The following is a 16280-nucleotide window of genomic DNA, read 5'->3' on the forward strand; positions in this document are numbered from 1 at the left end:
CGATGAGGAATCTGCTGATCGTGGCGGCAGGGCTGGTGCTGCTGCCGGTCTTGCTGGGCCGGATCGGGTTGGGCGCGAATTCCGCCGTCGAGGTGGTGATCTATGCCCTGGCCGCGACGGGGCTGAACGTGCTGGTGGGTTATACCGGCCTCGTCTCGTTCGGGCATGGCGTCTGGTTCGGGACGGCGGCCTATATCGCTGGGCTGACCGCGCGGTCGATGGGCAATGCCTGCATGGCCGTGTCGCTGACCGTCGGAGTGGTCGCCACCGCGCTGATCGCGGCGCTTGTCGGCTTTCTGGTGCTGCGGCGGCGCGGGGTCTATTTCTCGCTGATGACGCTGGCGTTGTCGGCGATGGGCTTCCAGCTCGCCTTCCGCTGGACCGACGTGACCGGCGGCGAGAACGGCCTTGGCGGGATCGAGCGTCCCGCGATGCTGGACGCCAATCTCAGCTTCTACATCTTCGTTGCGCTGCTGGGCTTTGCCGTGATCGCGCTGCTTCAGCGGGTGCTGCAATCGCCCTTCGGCTCGGTCCTCGAAGCCATCCGCGAGAACGACGGCCGCGCGCAGGCGCTTGGCTATGACGTGCGCCGCTACAAGCTGAAAGCCTTTGTCCTATCGGCCGCGATCACCGGGCTTGCGGGGGGACTGCTGCTTTACAAGAACCGCATGACCTCGGCCGAGCCGATGTCGATCATCTTCTCGGGCGAGTTGCTGGCGATGGTCGTCATCGGCGGGATGCGCGGTTATCTGGGACCGGCGCTGGGGGCGCTGTTCTACATCCTCTTCCGCGAATACCTGTCGATGTATAGCGAGAACTGGCTGCTCTGGTTCGGGCTGATCTTCGTCGGCTTCGTGATCTTTGCGCGCCAAGGCATGATCGGCATCGGGGCGCAGCTTCGCCGCCGCTTCTTTCCCGAGCCCGAGACCGGCGCCGCCATGGCGGAACGCAGGACCGGCGACTATCCCTTGCCCCGCGCCATCGCGGAACGCGACGGTGGCGGTGGCGACGTGCTGGTGGCGGAAGGGATCTCGAAGCATTTCAATGCGATCAAGGCGGTGGACGATGTCTCGCTGCGGGTCAGGGATCGCACGCTTCACGCGCTTCTGGGGCCCAACGGGGCGGGCAAGACCACGGCCTTCAACCTGATGTCGGGGATCATCCCGACCAGCGCGGGCAGCGTCTCGTTCATGGGGCAGGATATTTCCGGCAAGTCGGCCGACCATATCTCGAATCTGGGGCTGGGGCGGTCGTTCCAGATCACCAATCTTTTCCCCGAGCTGACCGTGCGCGAGAATATCCGCCTTGCCGTCCAGGCCCGCGATCCCAGCCGCAGCGACATGTTGCGTTCGACCGCCAGCATCGCCCAGGTCCATGAAAAGGTCGAGGAGATGATCAACTGGGTCGGCCTTGCCGGGATGGAGAACGCCCGCGCGGGCTCGCTGTCCTATGGCGGGCAGCGGCTTCTGGACCTCGGCCTGGCGCTGGCGACCGAGCCGCGCATCCTGCTGGCGGACGAACCCCTTGCCGGCCTGTCGGTCGCGGAACGCGAGCGGGTCGGGTTGCTGATCAAGGACGTCTCGAAAAGCCTGCCGGTGCTGCTGGTCGAGCATGACATCGACCGCGTGTTCGAGCTTGCCGACCATGTCACCGTCATGGCGGACGGCAAGGTGCTGGTCGACGGCACGGTGGACGACGCCCGCAACTCGCGCGAGGTGCGCGACATCTATATCGGCTCGGGCACCAGCGAGGTCGCGGCCTCGGCGCGGCAGGGGCAGTTCTCGGCGGAAAAGATCCTGCAACTGGACAAGGTGAACCTGCATTACGGCAAGAGCCACATCCTGCAGGACGTCAGCTTCGACCTGCACAAGGGCGAGATCCTGGCGCTGCTGGGTCGCAACGGCGCGGGAAAATCCTCGGTGCTGAAGGCGGTGACGGGGATCGTGCCGCCGTCCTCGGGCTCGGTCCGGCTGATGGAGCATGAGCTTGCCGGCCTGTCCAGCGCCCGGATCGCGCGGCTGGGCATCGGCTATGTGCCGCAGGGCCGGGGGCTTTTCGCCGGCATGACCGTGCGCGAGAACCTGGAGCTGGGCCGCATCCGCCGCCAGACGGGCGAGGGCACGCATTGGTCGCTGGAAGAGATCCTCGAATACTTCCCCCGGCTGCGCGAGCGACTGGATACGCCTGCCGACAGCATGTCGGGGGGAGAGCAGCAGATGGCCGCGGTCGCCCGCGCGCTGTCGGGCGATATCCGTGTCCTGCTGCTGGACGAGCCCTTCGAGGGGTTGGCCCCGGCGGTGGTCGAGCAGCTGTTCCGCACCTTCGACAAGCTGCGCGACCGGCTGTCGATCGTGATCGTGGACCACAACCTCGACCTGGCACTGGCGCTTTCGGACCGCACCATCGTGCTGGAGCGCGGTCGCGTGCTGCATGAAATCGAATCCCGCCGCATCGCCGAAGATATCGAGCTGCGGCGCGAAATGCTGTGGATGTAGGGGGGCGCATGTCTCATATCGCCATTGTCGGAGCGGGCCTGATCGGCCGCGCATGGGCCTTCGTCTTTGCGCGCGCCGGGTTCGACGTGCGGGTCTGGGACCACGACCCGCAGGTGCTGGAACGGCTGGGCGGCGACATCGCCGCGATGGTCGCGCAGACCGCGCCCTTCGGGCAGGCGGGCGCGGATCCCGACGCCACCGCCGCGCGCATCCGCGCCGTGCCGGACCTGGCCGGGGCGCTGGACGGCGCCGAGCTGGTGCAGGAAAGCGGCCCCGAGGTGCTGGCGATCAAGCGCGAGCTTTTCGCCCGGCTGGACGGGCTGGCGGCGGCGGGGGTGATCCTTGCCTCCAGCTCATCGGCGCTGATGGCCTCGGCCTTCGCCGAGGGCCTGCCGGGGGCGTCGCGCTGCCTTGTCGGCCATCCGGTCAACCCCCCGCATCTGGTGCCGGTGGTCGAGATCGCCCCCGCGCCCTTTACCGATCCGGTGATCACCGCCCGCGCCCGCGACATCTATGCCCGCGCCGGTCAGGTGCCGGTGATGCTGAAACGCGAGATCGACGGCTTTATCCTCAACCGCCTGCAAGCGGTGGTCCTGGCCGAAAGCCTGCGCCTGATCGAGCAGGGCTATGTCGATCCGCAGGGGCTTGACGACACTATCCGGCATGGGCTTGGCCGCCGCTGGGCCTTCATGGGCCCGATGGAGACGATCAACCTCAACGCGCCCGGCGGTGCGGGGGATTACCTCGCCCGCTATGGCCGGATGATGGCCGGTCTGGCAAAGACCTCGGCGCGCGACGAGGCCTTTACGGCGCAGGCCGCCGCCATCGTCGGCTCGGCCTTTCCCGATACCGCGACCCCGCAGGCCATCCGCGCCCGTCAGGACTGGCGCGACGGGCGCCTTGCCGCGCTGGCCCGCCATCTGGCCGACCAGCCGCAACATTAGATTTTCAGGAGCAAACGCATGAGCCTCAACGGAAAAGTCATCATCACCTGCGCCGTGACAGGTGCGATCCACACGCCGTCCATGTCGCCCTATCTGCCGGTCTCGGCCTCGGAAATCACGGATGCGGCCATCGGTGCGGCAGAGGCGGGGGCGGCCGTCATCCACCTGCACGCCCGCCATGAAGGCGATGGCAGCCCCGACCAAAGCGTCGAGGCGTTCAACCCCATCCTCGGCGTGATCAAGCAGGCGAGCGACGCCGTGCTGAACATCACCACCGGCGGCGCGCCGACCATGAGCATCGCCGAACGCATCCAGCCCGCGCAGCATTACCAACCCGAGCTTGCCTCGCTGAACATGGGGACGATGAATTTCGGCCTGTTTCCCATGCTCAACCGCTACGAATCCCAGCTCAAGCACCAGTGGGAGCGGGATTATCTGGGCAACAAGGACATCATCTTCCGCAATACCTTCGGCGACGTGGAACATGTCATGACCACGCTTGGCGCGGGGGGCACGCGGTTCGAGTTCGAATGCTACGACACCTCGCACCTTTATAACCTCAAGCATTTCTACGACCGCGGGCTGGTCAAGGGGCCGCTGTTCATTCAGACGGTCTTTGGCCTGATGGGCGGGATCGGCGCGCATCCCGACGACGTGCTGCACATGAAGCGCACCGCCGACCGGCTGTTCGGCCAGGATTACCGCTGGTCGGTGCTGGGCGCCGGGCGCAACCAGCTCAATATCGCGGCCATGTCGGCGGCGATGGGCGGGCATGTTCGCGTCGGGCTGGAGGACAACCTCTGGGCGGGCAAGGGCCGTCTGGCGGAAACCAACGCCCAGCAGGTCCGCGCCGCGCGCCAGATCGTCGAGGGGCTGGGCCTTGAGGTCGCGACCCCAGCCGAGGCGCGCGAGCTGCTGGCGCTAAAGGGTGGCGATCAGGTCAACTTCTAAGGGAAAAATCATGGCCATCACCTATCTGAAATCCGGCCGCAGCGACTCGGCCCGTGCCGAGGACGACCGCCGCACCCGCGAGACGGTCGAGGCCGCGCTGGCCGACATTTCCGCGCGCGGCGACATTGCCGTGCGCGAAATGGCGGCGAAATTCGACGGCTACGCCCCGGACAGCTTCCGCCTGTCGCAGGATCAGATCGACGCGCTGATCGCGACGCTGACCCCGCGCGAGATCGAGGATATCCGCTTTGCGCAGGCGCAGGTGCGCCGCTTTGCCCAGATCCAGCGCGATTCCATGAAGGATGTCGAGGTCGAGACCCTGCCGGGCGTGGTCCTTGGTCACAAGCACATCCCCGTTCAGGCGGTGGGCTGCTATGTGCCGGGCGGCAAGTTCCCGATGGTGGCCTCGGCGCATATGTCGATCCTGACCGCCTCGGTCGCGGGCGTGCCGCGCATCATCGCCGCGACCCCGCCCTTCCAGGGCAAGCCCAATGCCGCCGTGATCGCCGCCATGCATTTCGCCGGCGCGCATGAGATCTATGTCCTCGGCGGTATCCAGGCCATCGGTGCGATGGCGCTTGGCACCGAAACCATCGCCCCCGTCGATATGCTGGTCGGCCCCGGCAACGCCTTCGTGGCCGAGGCCAAGCGGCAACTGTTCGGGCGCGTCGGCATCGATCTTTTCGCCGGTCCGACCGAGACGATGGTGATCGCCGACGACACCGTGGACGCCGAGCTTTGCGCGACCGATCTGCTGGGCCAGGCCGAACACGGCTATAACTCGCCCGCCGTGCTGGTGACGAATTCGCGGGCGCTGGCCGAAGGCACGTTGGCCGAGATCGACCGGCTGCTGGCGATCTTGCCGACCGCCGTCACTGCCGCCGCGTCGTGGCGCGACTACGGCGAGGTGATCCTGTGCGACACGCATGAAGAGATGTTGCAGGTCGCCAACGAGATCGCATCGGAACATGTGCAGGTGATGACCGACCGCGACGACTGGTATCTGGACAGCATGGTCGATTACGGGGCGCTGTTCCTTGGCCCGCGCACCCATGTCGCCAACGGCGACAAGGTGATCGGCACCAATCACACTTTGCCGACGCGCCGCGCCGGACGCTATACCGGCGGGCTCTGGGTCGGGAAATTCATCAAGACCCACACCTATCAGCGCGTCCTGACGGATGACGCCGCCGCCGATATCGGCCGCTATTGCTCGCGCCTGTGCATGATCGAGGGCTTTGTCGGCCATGCCGAACAGGCCAATATCCGCGTGCGCCGCTATGGTGGCGACAACATTCCCTATGGCGAGGCCGCCCAATGACCCCGCTTCCCGATTTCTCGTTGAAGGGCAGGGTCGCGCTGGTCACCGGCGCCGGTCGCGGCATCGGGCGCGCCATCGCCGAGGTCTATGCACAGGCGGGGGCCGAGGTCGTCCTTTGTGCCCGCAGCCGGACCGAGATCGCGGAAGTCGCCCAGGCGCTGGTCGAGCAAGGCTTCAAGGCTCGCGCCATCCCCTGCGACGTGACCGATGTCGCGGATTTCCGCGCGCTGGCCGATGGGTTGGAACGCCTGGACATCTTCGTCAACAACGCCGGCACCAATCGCCCGCGCCCGCTGGTCGATGTCACCGAAGAGGATTTCGACGCCATCGCCGGGCTGAACCTGCGTGCCGCCTTCTTCGCGCTGCAAAGCGCGGCACGGCGGATGCGCGACCTGGGGCGGGGTGGGTCGATCATCAACATGTCCTCGCAGATGGGGCATATCGGCGCGGCGGATCGCTCGGTCTATTGCGCGACGAAATGGGGGATCGAGGGGCTGACCAAGGCCAGCGCCATCGAGCTTTCGCCTTTCCGCATCCGCGTGAACACGATCTGCCCCACCTTCATCGAGACGCCGCTTACCAGGCCCTATTTCGATGATCCTGCCTTCCGCGAGCATTGCCTGCGCATGATCAAGCTGGGCCGCGTGGGGCAGGTGGGCGATATCGTCGGTGCGGCGCTTTACCTGGCATCCGATGCGTCGGCCCTGATGACCGGCAGCGCCATGGTCCTGGATGGCGGCTGGACGGCCGAATAACCGCCGCCCAGGGGGCTGGCTATCTTGGGCATTATCCCGCGGCTCGGGACGAGTGCGGAGATGCGCTGCGCTGGCCGGCCGACAAAGGCCCGCTAGCGAACCGTCGCCTGCACGGCAGCGAATGCCTGATCGGCAAAGTCGCCGATCGCGCCCTTCGCCTGCTGGTAGTCGATCCCCTGCACGACGCTGACCGTCTTGTCATCGACCGCGATGCACTGGACGACGAATGCGCCGCGGCCCTCTGCTCCGCCGCTGACGGTCACGAGCTGGCCGGGAAAGCTTTGGCTGACTGCCCGCAACCCCGCCTGTGCCGCGGCATCGGCGACGGTGCTGCCGCAGGTCTCGATGCTCAATTGCGCGGCGGGCGTGCGCTCGATGTGGTAGGTCAGGCTGAAATCGGCATCCTGCGCCGCAGCGGGAATGGACGGGCCAAGCAGGACGAATGAGGCAAGAAGCAGCGTGGAACGTGTCATCGGAAAATCTCCATGAGCGTCAAATGCCGCCGATGCTACCTCATCGGGGAAGGGATATTGAGGGCGATCACCGGCTATCGGCGGTCATCGGCGGAAATGTTCCGTTCAGGCGACAGGCGGCCGGTTTGCCGCCGTAAGCCGCGTCCCGTGGCCCGGGCTATTTGCCGAGGAAATCGATGAAGCGCTGGAACAGCTCGGCCTGGCTGGAGATTTCAAGCCGCTTGTAGATGTTGTAGCGATGCAGCTTCACCGTGCCCTCGGTTATCCCGAGGTTCTCGGCAATCGAGATGTTGCTGTGCCCGCGCAGGATCAGCTTGGTCACCGCCTGCTGGGCGGGCGTCAGCGCGCTGAAGGCGGCGCGCAGAACCTCTTCGCTGTCCGGCGCGGGACCGCCCGCCTGTTCCCCGTTTTGCGAGACGTTCCAGTGCAGGCGCAGGCTGGCTGCAATGACGGGCAGCAGCTCCTGCAAGCGCGCCGCCTCGGCCTCGTCGAAGCAGGTGCCGCCGCGATTGCGCATCAGCGAATAGGTGGCCGCGAAGCTGGCGGGCGGCGTTGCGGGCTTTGCGATTGCGGCCAGGATCCAGAGCCCGGCCCGAATTGCGGAGAGCGCGGCAAAGACCTGATCGATACCGAACCCTTCCCGGTGGCGGGCGCAATCACGGCGCCCGCCGACGAAGGGAGCCCAGCAGTGCCGCATTCGCCGTTTTTCCGGTGCGGATGCGGGCAACGCCCGGAACGATCGTTTGGGCCTTGCCTCGACCGAACGCGCCGCCGATCATGGCCGCGGGGCGCTCAGCCGGGAAAGGGGTCAGGCGGTCGTGATCTCGTAGACGAAGGCGCCGGCGTCCAGTTCGTCCAGTCTTTGCCCGGCGATTTCGCCCTGCGGATACATCAGGAAGGGCAGGGCGTGATCGGTGCCCTGAAGCGTCACGTCCTCGGCCGTGTTGTATCCGACCCAGTTGCCTTCCCAATTGCCGAACAAGGCGTCGTTGACCTGCGTCACGACCGGATCGGTCGGGTCCTTGATCCAGGTCTCGGTTTCGGCGCGCATGACCTTCAGCACATCGGCGGGGTCCATCGCGACCCAGCCATAGGCGGACAGCCAGACTTCGGCCCGGCAATGCTGGGCGCCAGAGATGGCGGCGCTGTTTGCGCCAAGCTGCTTGAAGCCGAATTCCGACGGGGCGACGCGGATGCCGTAGATGTCGCGGGCCGGCACACCCGAGGCGCGGGCCAGCGCCACGAAAAGCCCGTTCAGGTCGGCGCATTTGCCGCCCAGCCCGGCGCTGGTCAGCGTGGCCACCGTATCGCCCGGCCCGCAGCCCGGCGTGTCGAGGTTGCGACAGCAATGCGCGACGATCCAGGCATAGATCGCGCGCACCTTGTCCACATCCGTCGTGGCGCCCGCGGTAATTTCGGCGGCGCGCTGCGCGACGATGCCGTCAAGCGGCTTGTTGCCCGTCGGGCGCAGCGCGGCTTGCAGCACGGCTTGCAGCACGGCGGCATCCTCGGCCGGGTTCGTCGGGTTCTGCCAGTCGAGGTGCGGTTGCGATGACAGGGAAACGTGAAGTGTCAGGGCGCAGGTCGTTGTTCAAGCGCAGCGACACCGGCCCGACGCCTGTCGAGACGGCCATCCGATGACACTGCTGCCAAGATTCCGGTGACCGCATGGTGACCGCTGGCATCTTCGGAAAGGGTGACAAGATGTCGGGAGAGGCATGAAAAAGGCGCTAAGGGGTTGTTGAACCTGCCTTAGCGCCTTTGGAATCATGGTGGGCGATAACGGATTTGAACCGCTGACATCTTCGATGTGAACGAAGGCCGCCATGCCTAACCTACGGTATGTTCGTGAAATGCACGCTTTTTCTTGAACCAGAAACGTGACATGCGCAACCTGTTTATCTTTTGTCCGGTTCCGAGAACCAAGGAGCACTTCGTTATCGGTCATTTCACGGCCCTTAGTTTCACGAAATCCAGAACCTCGGCCGCTTCCGTCAGGTGCCCGGGCGCGAACCGACCGTAGGTCGAAAATGTGATGGCGGTATTGCTGTGCCCGAGATACTGGGCAACCTGGGTGATTGGGATGCCGCTGGAAACCATCGCCACGGCTGCACTGTGCCGGATGGTGTGCAGCGTCACGTCGCGCAGCCCGGCCCTGCGAACGGCGCCTTCAAATCCTTTTCGAATGCTCGCAACCCGCTTGCCGCCCCACTCAATGACATGATCGGATAGCGCGGCGTCCCGGGCGTGTTGCAGGGCTGCCATCAGCCCTTTGTTGATGGGCACGATAGCGCGGCCCTTCCGCGTCCTCGCGTCATCAAGGCGCAAGTTGATGGTGCCCCGATCCATGTCCACCCGGTCCCAAGTCAGGTCCAGCACAGCGCCGACCCGGCCGGCGGTAGCGAATAGCAGGTGGATCGCCAAGCCGATGTGCGGGGCATCAGCATTGTCGATAAGGCGCAGCACCTCATCCTTGGTCAAGAACCGCTCTTTCGGCGTCGGTTTGGCTGGGCGCTCGATGTGCGGCGCTGCGGTGATCATCCGATTGCGTTCCGCAAAGGTCATAGCGCTGCGCAGATGGCCCAATTCGGTATGCACCGCGCCTTGGGAAATGCCGGAATCCATGCGCTGCTTGGCGTAGCTGCGGCAAAGATCGGTTGTGATCTGGTCGGGCCGGTAGTGGCCGAAGTGCGCCAGCACCGCCTTGCCGGTATAGCCCATCGTTTTCCCGGTAGGCTTGTCGCCGAGGTCGCGGCGGTATTCCTCCCAGATCTGCGCCACAGTCGCGCCTTGCTGAGACCGCGCGAATTGCTTGGTTCGGAATACGTCTATTGCTTCTGCTTCCGCTTCCGCTCGGGTGCGTGCCTTAAGCTGATGCCGAACTCGCTTGCCTTCGTTGGTCCAATAGACGCAGTATCCGCCGCGCAGTCTACCGATGCTGATGTCTGGCAATTCTCGAACTCCTGAACAACGTGGGCCGGGATTCGATAGAGCTTCCCGAACCGGAAATGCGCCAGTTCACCGGCCGCGCACTTCTTCCTGACTGCATTTGCCGTCACGCCCCAGCGCTCGGCAAGCGTTTCCGGCGTGTAAGGCTGCTGCATCGGCTCATGCCTCCCCATCTACGCCTCCCTCTGTGCGGTGCGATACGCTTTCAGGATCGCGATGAGCCAAGCGCGGGCGGGGGTGGGAGCCCAACCTGGAAATTCGCCCGCATGCGAATGGACGTAACAAGCACCCGCGTTCTGGATTGTATAGTTGACCCCCGGCAGCAGCGCCTCATGCAGCGCCATGGCGGCGTCGAGGGAGCCTCTATCAATCACATCCCAGGCGTGGACCCAATCATCGCCGAACAGACGAAATAGAGTTCCGTCATTGCGATTGGGTTCCCCTCGTTCAACAGCCCCGATCAGCTTATCCAGCTCACTCATCCCCGCCTCCCTGTCCGGTGCGGCGGGCGGCGGCCTTGGCGAGATAGTAGGGCCACCACAGCGACCGCCAGAACGACCAGCCGCCCTCGATAAAGCCCATGCAGGCGAGGAAGTAGCCTATCCCTGCCATCACCCCTTCTCCCCCGTGCTGGACAGGGCGGCTAGGACCTGCTCAAGCCGGACCCATTGAGTGCCGCACGAATACGTTGACCTAGGCAGCGCCTCAATTTTCTCCCGCAGCCTCCGGTTTTCCTCGGCCTGCGCGATGATGGCGTTCAGCGTCTCTCGGAATTGCCACATGTTGACATAGACCATCAGATTGCGCTGAACGCATTCCGGCATGTCGTCATGCGGCCCGAGAACAGCGAGACCATGTTCCACCAGTTCCCGCGCTTTGTCGTGATGGGTCATTCACCGCCCTCCTTCTCCATGGCGGCGAGGATGGCAGCGATGCCTTGCGGATATAGATCGACGGCCTGCCGCATCCCCTCTCGCACCTTCTCGCGGCCATAGGCTTCAAGGGCGGCTTCATAGACGGTCGGCATTGCGCTGGCGTCTGGGTGATTGCCGTGCTGCCATCCGTAGGCATACGCAGCCGCCACCTGCGCCCAAGCCTCGTCACGCTCGGCTTCGGCTAACTCTACGCGCTTGCGCAGCATGAGCTCCGATTGGTTGGCGTCGAGACAGGCATTGCGCCACTGGTCCCGCCCCTTGGTCAGCCGCCCGATCTCGGCGCGGGCCGCTGCGAGGTCATACAGATAGTTGGACGCGCCACAGGTGCAATCGTGACCGATTCGATGTTCGCAGTCGTTGTCATGTGTGACCTGCATCACTCACCGCCTTTCAGGGCGCGCAGGGCGATCTTGTCGATGATGTCGAGGCGGATACCTTGCGAGAGGTTGCCATCCTGGATCGCCGCGCGGATTTCGCGCAGCGCCTCCGCGACCGACACGCTTGGCTGGGGCGGGGTTGCGGCAGAGGGCTGCGGGACTGTCACAGTATCGCCTTTGCATGTCGAACATAGGCCGGGTTCCCCTGCGTAGTTCAGGGCCAGTCCTGTTCCGCCGCACCTCCAACAGGTATCAGGCTGCGGGGGCGGCGTCAGGGCGGCGAGGGCGATCAGCCATGCCTCGATTACCGGGGTGGCGTCCAGGTCAGCGCCCTGTTCTTCGATGGCGATTTGGGCCGCCTCGTCAGCCGTGCCTTCAAACTCACCGTCTAGCCAACGCTCCATCAGCGCCCGCACCTGCTGGCCCGAGGCGCAGAGGTCGGAGCGGGCGTAGGTGGCGGCGAATATGTCGGGCTTGCATGGATAATGCTCGCCTTTCACGCCGCGAATGATCCAGTCTCCTGGTAGGGCTTCCATCGTCCCTTCCAAGGTTAGGATCTTGAACACACCCCTGTCAGAACAGACGTGAGCCTCATAATCCTCGAACGACTTGAACCACTCTCCCCAGCGCGGATGCTTCCCGGTAAAGTCCAGAACCTCACGCAGATTGGCGCCGGTATATTGGATGGCCTCGACGGTCACGGGCTTTTTCGTGTAGCGATCACTCGGCATCGCTGCCTCCATCGGCTTCGGGGGTGGTGGGGAGGTAGCGGCCGAGCAATTCGTTTGCCTTGTCCAGCGTCTCGTCCACAGTCGCACGGATGCCGAATGCCGGCATTGACCAGATCCCGCTAAATGGTTGACCACCAGAGCGGTTCTTTTCAGCCAATAGGATCGCTGCCGTTTGGCGCAGGGCGGACACCAAGTCAGCCTCTGCCTTGCGGCGGGCGAAATGTTGCTCGATCTCGACTGCCATCCTGTCCAGTCGATCCCAGACCCGGACATTCAGGTTGTGGATTTCTGGATCGTGTCCGTTCACGATGCTTTCCAGATCCGCACTGCACCAATTTATGATGCGGTTCCGCTCGGTATCAGCGTGCCGCTCAAGCTCTGCCGTGTCGATGGGGGTCATGCCTCACCGCCTTCCGCTTCGGCGGCGGCATCCTTGATCGCCTCTGCCAGCCTGCGGGCCTGTTCCGGGGTCATGGCGATGGTCACGCCTTCCTCGGCCATCGTATCCACGGCGCGGATCAGCACCCGGCCCTCTATGGACGTGACCCGCGCCAGGTCGCCTTGCAGGCCGGGGTATTTCGGGGTGCCGTCAAAAATGGTGGTCATGGGGTCAAGCCTCCATTGCCGGGCCGGTCAGAACCAGTCGCCCAGGATTTCGTCGTCGTTTTTCGCAATCATCCGATCCACGCGGGCCAGCAATTCATCGCTGGTGCCGTGTGCGGCGTAGAAAGCGCGCGGAGAGTAGTGATAGGCGGTCGGCCCGAACTCGCGGCGATGGTGCTTCGGGCAGAGTGGCAGAACGCGCATGTTGCTGCGCGGACGGCCTTCGTGGTGGACCTCGACCGGCCAGCAGCCGCAGACCAAGCAGGGCAGGTGAGCAACCGCGCGCATGTGGCGCTTTTCCTCGGCGGTCTTGGGGTCGCGGCGGGTCTTGCCGTTGCCGACCTTCTGACCCATCGGACCCTTGAGGCGAGCGAGGAACGTCATGACCGCACCTCACCGATATGCCAGCCGTGACATTGCTCGCAGCGATACACCTGCCGGATCGAACGGCGCGGCATCTTCTGCCAGACCGCCCATGCCAGTTGCGGCGTATCGAACCGCTCTTTGCCATGGCATTGCGCACAGGCCGGGTTGGCTTCTTCGACAAGGCGGGATGCGGAGATCATGCGAAACCGCTCCTTTCCGTCTCGGCCCACTGCACAGCGTGGCGCGAGCCGTATTCGTAGATGACCTCAATCAGATCGCGCATTTGCGGCACGTTCAGGTGCGAGGATCGATAGCCGACCGGGAACGGGCCGCTTCCGTCCAGCCCCTCGGCAAACTGGCACTGATGCCCGGACGAGTGCATGAACGCGGCTTTCCATGTGTCAGGCACCCAAAGCCGCCCCTCTGGCTTGGCCTGCGCCACATCGCGCAGCATGGCCCACATCTTCTTGTTCTGCGGCGGCGTCCGGGTCGGAGCAAGGATCGAGACAGTCGAAAACTGCGGTGCCTGCCGGATCGCTTCGGCGGCATAGGCGCGCTGACTGTCACCAAGCAGGTAGATCACCGGCATCACGCCACCCCCACGATGCGGAAGCGGGCATTCCAGACGCGCTGCACGTCCTCGCGGTCATGGCCGGATAGGTCGCAAACCTCGGTGATAATCCACTGATCGTCTGCGGCCTTACTCGGATACAGCGTCATGATGGCATGGATATCGTCTACGATAGCCTGATCACGGATGGTGGTGGCGCGGTCGGTCATGGTTGCCCCCATCAAAATGGAATCTCGTCATCGAAATCAGGACGGCTCGGGGGCAGGTTGTCGCCGCCGTAGCTTTCCTCCTGACCTCGCGCAGCACCGCCGCCTTCCGGCCAGTCGATCACGTCAAGGCGCGCGCCAAAGCCAGACAGAACAACCTCGGTCGAATAGCGGTCGTTGCCGCTCTGGTCCTGCCATTTGCGGGTGCGCTGGGGACCTTCCGCATAGACGCGCTTGCCCTTCGCCAGATACTTCTCTGCGATCTGGGCGAGCGCACCCCAAGCGACAACCGTATGCCATTCGGTGCGCTCTTTCTTCTCGCCAGTGTTCTTGTCCTTCCACTGTTCGCCCGTGGCGATGCGGAAGGTTGCGACCTTCTCCCCGCTCTGGGTCTGGCGGATTTCAGGATCGGCACCGAGACGGCCGAGAAGGGAAACGCGGTTCAGGTCAGCCATCAGGCGGCGTCCTTCTGTTGGGATATATATTGATCGGTGGCCTTGTCGTGGGTCAGGCCGAGGGCCTTGGCGCGCTCGTGGAGCATGACAACCACGTCCCGTCCGGCGGCGCGGGCGCGGGCCAGAACGCCATTGACATGTTCAGCGCCTGTGAATTTGGGCAGATGCTCCCTGAACCACTCCACCTCGGATTTCCGCGCGATCTGCGCTTCCGACAGGGCGTTCAGGCCCTCCTTGATGCGAGCGATGATGTTCGCGAGGCAGTCGGCATATTCCGGGCTGGACGCATCCGGCACAGGCATTTCACCGATACCCGCAGGGTCTTTTCCGAACGCGGTATCCGTGGGCGAAAACAGCAGGTGGCGGGAACGGTTCAGGACCGAGATGCGTGCGATCACGTCGCTGTCGGTCAGCACCAGATCCTTGGAGCCGCCAGAGATTTTCAGCCGCTCCTTGATCGCGTCGCCATCCTTTTGCTCGTCCATGTGGGCGATCAGGATCACGTCCTTGCCGAAGCCGCGCAGCAGTTTGAGGAAGGCCGAGAAGCGCACCCCGAGTTGCCCCCAACCCTGCTGGCTAAGGGCGCCGCCATGGGACAGGCGGGAGTTGGTGCGGATAATGTCCTGCGCCAGAGCGTCCAGCGCCTTGCCGACCGTATCGATGATGATCGTGTCATAGGACGCCACATCGGCGGCGGTGATGCTTGCCACGTCCTGCCAGCTTTCGACCTGCACCACGTCCTTGCGGTCCACGGCGCGATAGGCGCCCTTGTCGAAGTCCAGCAGCAGGGGCTTTGAGGCGGTGAATGCGAGGCTGGTTTTGCCCAAGCCGGGCTGGCTGTATATCGTAAAGCAGAGGCTCTTGACCTCGATCACGTCATTGGCGGTCGTGACCCTGATAGCCATTATGCGGCCCTCCGGTTGTCGTTGAAATAGTCCGGCCCGAAATCGGCCGGCGGTTCGGTCCAGTCGCACGCGGCGATGCCGGCGGCGATCTGCGCCTGCTTCCAGGCGGCGCACAGGCGGTATTCGTGATCCGGGCTGCCGGGCAGGTATTGCGCGGCCTCGGCCAGCGTCTCACGGGCGAGGATGGCGGCGCGGTTCATCAATACGCCTCTTTGTCCTGCCAGACTCGAACGCCAGCGATTTGGGCGCCCTTGTGATTGCGGCGAACATAGTCCTCAACAAAGACGGTCATCGCGTCCTTGTCGTTCTTCGCAATCCAGTGCAGCGCATCACGAATGTCGGTGATCTCGTAGCGCGTAACAGTGCGCAATCCCCTCACCGTGTCTTTGCTGGCCGCAGCGGCGCGGCGCTGTGCTTCTTCGGCTTCACGCTGGGCCTCGGCGGCGGCGCGCTGAGCTTCTATGTCCGCTGAGTTCGCGGCGCGGGCGGCTTCTTCGGCCTCACGCATCTTGCGTGCCGCCTCGGCCTTTGCCGCGCGCTCAGCCGCTTCCTTCTCGGCGGCCAGTTTCTTCTTGAAGCCATCAACCAGAGAGACAAGGCCGCTTTCGATACGTTTGGCGTCGTCAATGCTCGGCTTCCAGCGCGCGCTCTCGGCCTTATAGGCGTCGTAGAGCGGGGCGGTTGCCGACTTGTGACCTGCCTCAAGGCCCAGACGGAACTCCCGCATCGCCTTGCGCAGAGCATCGACGGCCTTCATCTGGCCTTCGTTCTCGACCGGCGTTCCGTCCAGCCAGTTCTCGGCCTCCATGCGCTCGCCTTCGAACTGCGCGCAGATGGCGTCGATGGGGTCGGGAGGGCAGTTGCCGCCGATAGTGGCGCGAGGATTCATATCATTCATCTGCTGATCTCCTATTCCGCTGCCAGATCGTGGCGCAGGTCGCGCATCTGATCGGCGTATTCGTCGGCATCGTCTTGCTCTGCGGTCTGGCGCCATTCGATCAGCGCAAGATCCTCTTGCCGGGCGACTTCATCTTCGCCCAGCAGCGCAACCGCAGTTTCGCGGGTCTGCTTGCGTCCGTCGAAGGTCCAGCTATCCAGAGAGATGTTGTTGACCCACTGGACGGACCGCATGCCGTAACGGTCGCGGTGGCGGGACCAGAAGGCGTCGATTTCAAACAGCGCCTCGGCTTCAATGTAGCCCTCGGCGGCGTCCATGATCAGGGTGCCGGCGTGATAGTCCATC

26 protein-coding genes are annotated in these 16280 nt (G+C 64.5%); 5 read left to right on the forward strand and 21 right to left on the reverse strand.

From position 1 onward, the window contains the following. Window positions 1-2: 2 nt before the first annotated feature. Genes QPR87_RS17095 through QPR87_RS17115 form a run of 5 tightly spaced genes read left to right on the forward strand, consistent with a single transcriptional unit; the run spans window position 3 to window position 6466 of the window. Window positions 3-2495, forward strand: coding sequence for a branched-chain amino acid ABC transporter ATP-binding protein/permease (locus tag QPR87_RS17095; RefSeq protein ID WP_285050549.1), 2493 nt, complete (start codon window positions 3-5; stop codon window positions 2493-2495). 8 nt (window positions 2496-2503) lie between these two features. Beyond that, window positions 2504-3439 (forward strand): 3-hydroxyacyl-CoA dehydrogenase, encoded by a 936-nt coding sequence (locus QPR87_RS17100; protein ID WP_104494210.1) that lies wholly within the window; start codon window positions 2504-2506, stop codon window positions 3437-3439. Between the two features lie 18 nt (window positions 3440-3457). Then, on the forward strand, window positions 3458-4390 hold the full coding sequence (gene kce, locus QPR87_RS17105) for a 3,5-dioxohexanoate:acetyl-CoA acetone transferase (RefSeq protein ID WP_285050550.1): 933 nt from the start codon (window positions 3458-3460) through the stop codon (window positions 4388-4390). Between the two features lie 10 nt (window positions 4391-4400). After that, window positions 4401-5711: a histidinol dehydrogenase gene (hisD, locus tag QPR87_RS17110; RefSeq protein WP_285050551.1), complete on the forward strand. Its 1311-nt coding sequence runs from the start codon at window positions 4401-4403 to the stop codon at window positions 5709-5711. Then, entirely contained in the window at window positions 5708-6466 is a 759-nt protein-coding gene (locus tag QPR87_RS17115; RefSeq protein ID WP_285050552.1) for an SDR family NAD(P)-dependent oxidoreductase, read from the forward strand. Before hisD ends, QPR87_RS17115 begins: the two co-directional genes overlap by 4 nt. Before the next feature lie 92 nt (window positions 6467-6558). Here the strand turns inward: QPR87_RS17115 and QPR87_RS17120 are convergent, their stop codons facing one another. The 21 genes from QPR87_RS17120 to QPR87_RS17215 all read right to left on the reverse strand — a co-directional run bounded on the left by QPR87_RS17120 (window position 6559) and on the right by QPR87_RS17215 (window position 16279). Next, window positions 6559-6939: a DUF6180 family protein gene (locus tag QPR87_RS17120; RefSeq protein WP_285050553.1), complete on the reverse strand. Its 381-nt coding sequence runs from the start codon at window positions 6937-6939 to the stop codon at window positions 6559-6561. 157 nt (window positions 6940-7096) lie between these two features. Then, on the reverse strand, window positions 7097-7636 hold the full coding sequence (locus QPR87_RS17125; RefSeq protein WP_285050554.1) for a helix-turn-helix transcriptional regulator: 540 nt from the start codon (window positions 7634-7636) through the stop codon (window positions 7097-7099). Window positions 7637-7747: 111 nt separating this feature from the next. After that, window positions 7748-8437 carry a transglutaminase-like domain-containing protein gene (locus tag QPR87_RS17130; protein ID WP_285050555.1) on the reverse strand — a complete coding sequence of 230 codons (690 nt, stop codon included), beginning with the start codon at window positions 8435-8437 and terminating at the stop codon, window positions 7748-7750. Window positions 8438-8883: 446 nt separating this feature from the next. Continuing rightward, window positions 8884-9660 carry a tyrosine-type recombinase/integrase gene (locus QPR87_RS17135; RefSeq protein ID WP_350310462.1) on the reverse strand — a complete coding sequence of 259 codons (777 nt, stop codon included), beginning with the start codon at window positions 9658-9660 and terminating at the stop codon, window positions 8884-8886. A 107-nt stretch (window positions 9661-9767) separates the two neighbouring features. Beyond that, entirely contained in the window at window positions 9768-10061 is a 294-nt protein-coding gene (locus tag QPR87_RS23665) for a helix-turn-helix domain-containing protein (protein ID WP_350310460.1), read from the reverse strand. Next, entirely contained in the window at window positions 10062-10370 is a 309-nt protein-coding gene (locus QPR87_RS17140) for a hypothetical protein (protein WP_285050557.1), read from the reverse strand. Then, window positions 10363-10500 carry a hypothetical protein gene (locus tag QPR87_RS17145; protein WP_285050558.1) on the reverse strand — a complete coding sequence of 46 codons (138 nt, stop codon included), beginning with the start codon at window positions 10498-10500 and terminating at the stop codon, window positions 10363-10365. Before QPR87_RS17145 ends, QPR87_RS17140 begins: the two co-directional genes overlap by 8 nt. Then, on the reverse strand, window positions 10500-10781 hold the full coding sequence (locus QPR87_RS17150; protein WP_285050559.1) for a hypothetical protein: 282 nt from the start codon (window positions 10779-10781) through the stop codon (window positions 10500-10502). Before QPR87_RS17150 ends, QPR87_RS17145 begins: the two co-directional genes overlap by 1 nt. Further along, window positions 10778-11200, reverse strand: coding sequence for a hypothetical protein (locus tag QPR87_RS17155; RefSeq protein ID WP_285050560.1), 423 nt, complete (start codon window positions 11198-11200; stop codon window positions 10778-10780). The genes QPR87_RS17150 and QPR87_RS17155 overlap by 4 nt, the downstream gene beginning before the upstream one ends. After that, on the reverse strand, window positions 11200-11931 hold the full coding sequence (locus QPR87_RS17160; RefSeq protein WP_285050561.1) for a hypothetical protein: 732 nt from the start codon (window positions 11929-11931) through the stop codon (window positions 11200-11202). Before QPR87_RS17160 ends, QPR87_RS17155 begins: the two co-directional genes overlap by 1 nt. Further along, entirely contained in the window at window positions 11921-12331 is a 411-nt protein-coding gene (locus QPR87_RS17165) for a hypothetical protein (protein WP_285050562.1), read from the reverse strand. Before QPR87_RS17165 ends, QPR87_RS17160 begins: the two co-directional genes overlap by 11 nt. Next, on the reverse strand, window positions 12328-12537 hold the full coding sequence (locus QPR87_RS17170; protein WP_285050563.1) for a hypothetical protein: 210 nt from the start codon (window positions 12535-12537) through the stop codon (window positions 12328-12330). Before QPR87_RS17170 ends, QPR87_RS17165 begins: the two co-directional genes overlap by 4 nt. Before the next feature lie 27 nt (window positions 12538-12564). After that, entirely contained in the window at window positions 12565-12918 is a 354-nt protein-coding gene (locus QPR87_RS17175; protein WP_285050564.1) for a DUF968 domain-containing protein, read from the reverse strand. Beyond that, window positions 12915-13100, reverse strand: coding sequence for a hypothetical protein (locus QPR87_RS17180; protein ID WP_285050565.1), 186 nt, complete (start codon window positions 13098-13100; stop codon window positions 12915-12917). Before QPR87_RS17180 ends, QPR87_RS17175 begins: the two co-directional genes overlap by 4 nt. Continuing rightward, a complete protein-coding gene (locus QPR87_RS17185; protein ID WP_285050566.1) occupies window positions 13097-13489 on the reverse strand; it encodes a recombination protein NinB in 393 nt (130 codons plus the stop codon). Before QPR87_RS17185 ends, QPR87_RS17180 begins: the two co-directional genes overlap by 4 nt. After that, on the reverse strand, window positions 13489-13680 hold the full coding sequence (locus tag QPR87_RS17190) for a hypothetical protein (protein WP_285050567.1): 192 nt from the start codon (window positions 13678-13680) through the stop codon (window positions 13489-13491). The genes QPR87_RS17185 and QPR87_RS17190 overlap by 1 nt, the downstream gene beginning before the upstream one ends. A gap of 11 nt (window positions 13681-13691) precedes the next feature. Continuing rightward, complete coding sequence (ssb, locus tag QPR87_RS17195) at window positions 13692-14132, reverse strand: single-stranded DNA-binding protein (protein WP_230998951.1); 441 nt, start codon at window positions 14130-14132, stop codon at window positions 13692-13694. Next, window positions 14132-15007: an ATP-binding protein gene (locus tag QPR87_RS17200; protein ID WP_285050568.1), complete on the reverse strand. Its 876-nt coding sequence runs from the start codon at window positions 15005-15007 to the stop codon at window positions 14132-14134. The genes ssb and QPR87_RS17200 overlap by 1 nt, the downstream gene beginning before the upstream one ends. Before the next feature lie 29 nt (window positions 15008-15036). Then, window positions 15037-15237, reverse strand: a complete 201-nt coding sequence (locus QPR87_RS17205) for a hypothetical protein (protein ID WP_285050569.1) — start codon at window positions 15235-15237, stop codon at window positions 15037-15039. After that, entirely contained in the window at window positions 15237-15935 is a 699-nt protein-coding gene (locus tag QPR87_RS17210) for a hypothetical protein (RefSeq protein ID WP_285050570.1), read from the reverse strand. The genes QPR87_RS17205 and QPR87_RS17210 overlap by 1 nt, the downstream gene beginning before the upstream one ends. Window positions 15936-15946: 11 nt before the next feature. Continuing rightward, entirely contained in the window at window positions 15947-16279 is a 333-nt protein-coding gene (locus QPR87_RS17215) for a hypothetical protein (RefSeq protein ID WP_285050571.1), read from the reverse strand. Between the last annotated feature and the right edge of the window lies 1 nt (window position 16280).

Origin of the sequence: Paracoccus sp. SSJ, assembly GCF_030234105.1 — a bacterium.
GTDB lineage: Bacteria > Pseudomonadota > Alphaproteobacteria > Rhodobacterales > Rhodobacteraceae > Paracoccus > Paracoccus denitrificans.

Coding starts and splice junctions, on each gene's coding strand:
- ssb (WP_230998951.1), bottom strand. CDS start 14,132: ATGGCTGACCTGAACCGCGTTTCCCTTCTCGGCCGTCTCGGTGCCGAT.
- QPR87_RS17135 (WP_350310462.1), bottom strand. CDS start 9,660: ATGGGCTATACCGGCAAGGCGGTGCTGGCGCACTTCGGCCACTACCGG.
- QPR87_RS17205 (WP_285050569.1), bottom strand. CDS start 15,237: ATGAACCGCGCCGCCATCCTCGCCCGTGAGACGCTGGCCGAGGCCGCG.
- QPR87_RS17095 (WP_285050549.1), top strand. CDS start 3: ATGAGGAATCTGCTGATCGTGGCGGCAGGGCTGGTGCTGCTGCCGGTC.
- QPR87_RS17210 (WP_285050570.1), bottom strand. CDS start 15,935: ATGAATGATATGAATCCTCGCGCCACTATCGGCGGCAACTGCCCTCCC.
- hisD (WP_285050551.1), top strand. CDS start 4,401: ATGGCCATCACCTATCTGAAATCCGGCCGCAGCGACTCGGCCCGTGCC.
- QPR87_RS17125 (WP_285050554.1), bottom strand. CDS start 7,636: ATGCGGCACTGCTGGGCTCCCTTCGTCGGCGGGCGCCGTGATTGCGCC.
- QPR87_RS17145 (WP_285050558.1), bottom strand. CDS start 10,500: ATGGCAGGGATAGGCTACTTCCTCGCCTGCATGGGCTTTATCGAGGGC.
- QPR87_RS17150 (WP_285050559.1), bottom strand. CDS start 10,781: ATGACCCATCACGACAAAGCGCGGGAACTGGTGGAACATGGTCTCGCT.
- QPR87_RS17100 (WP_104494210.1), top strand. CDS start 2,504: ATGTCTCATATCGCCATTGTCGGAGCGGGCCTGATCGGCCGCGCATGG.
- QPR87_RS17115 (WP_285050552.1), top strand. CDS start 5,708: ATGACCCCGCTTCCCGATTTCTCGTTGAAGGGCAGGGTCGCGCTGGTC.
- QPR87_RS17180 (WP_285050565.1), bottom strand. CDS start 13,100: ATGATCTCCGCATCCCGCCTTGTCGAAGAAGCCAACCCGGCCTGTGCG.
- kce (WP_285050550.1), top strand. CDS start 3,458: ATGAGCCTCAACGGAAAAGTCATCATCACCTGCGCCGTGACAGGTGCG.
- QPR87_RS23665 (WP_350310460.1), bottom strand. CDS start 10,061: ATGGGGAGGCATGAGCCGATGCAGCAGCCTTACACGCCGGAAACGCTT.
- QPR87_RS17140 (WP_285050557.1), bottom strand. CDS start 10,370: ATGAGTGAGCTGGATAAGCTGATCGGGGCTGTTGAACGAGGGGAACCC.
- QPR87_RS17120 (WP_285050553.1), bottom strand. CDS start 6,939: ATGACACGTTCCACGCTGCTTCTTGCCTCATTCGTCCTGCTTGGCCCG.
- QPR87_RS17160 (WP_285050561.1), bottom strand. CDS start 11,931: ATGCCGAGTGATCGCTACACGAAAAAGCCCGTGACCGTCGAGGCCATC.
- QPR87_RS17175 (WP_285050564.1), bottom strand. CDS start 12,918: ATGACGTTCCTCGCTCGCCTCAAGGGTCCGATGGGTCAGAAGGTCGGC.
- QPR87_RS17170 (WP_285050563.1), bottom strand. CDS start 12,537: ATGACCACCATTTTTGACGGCACCCCGAAATACCCCGGCCTGCAAGGC.
- QPR87_RS17215 (WP_285050571.1), bottom strand. CDS start 16,279: ATGGACTATCACGCCGGCACCCTGATCATGGACGCCGCCGAGGGCTAC.
- QPR87_RS17190 (WP_285050567.1), bottom strand. CDS start 13,680: ATGACCGACCGCGCCACCACCATCCGTGATCAGGCTATCGTAGACGAT.
- QPR87_RS17155 (WP_285050560.1), bottom strand. CDS start 11,200: ATGCAGGTCACACATGACAACGACTGCGAACATCGAATCGGTCACGAT.
- QPR87_RS17185 (WP_285050566.1), bottom strand. CDS start 13,489: ATGCCGGTGATCTACCTGCTTGGTGACAGTCAGCGCGCCTATGCCGCC.
- QPR87_RS17165 (WP_285050562.1), bottom strand. CDS start 12,331: ATGACCCCCATCGACACGGCAGAGCTTGAGCGGCACGCTGATACCGAG.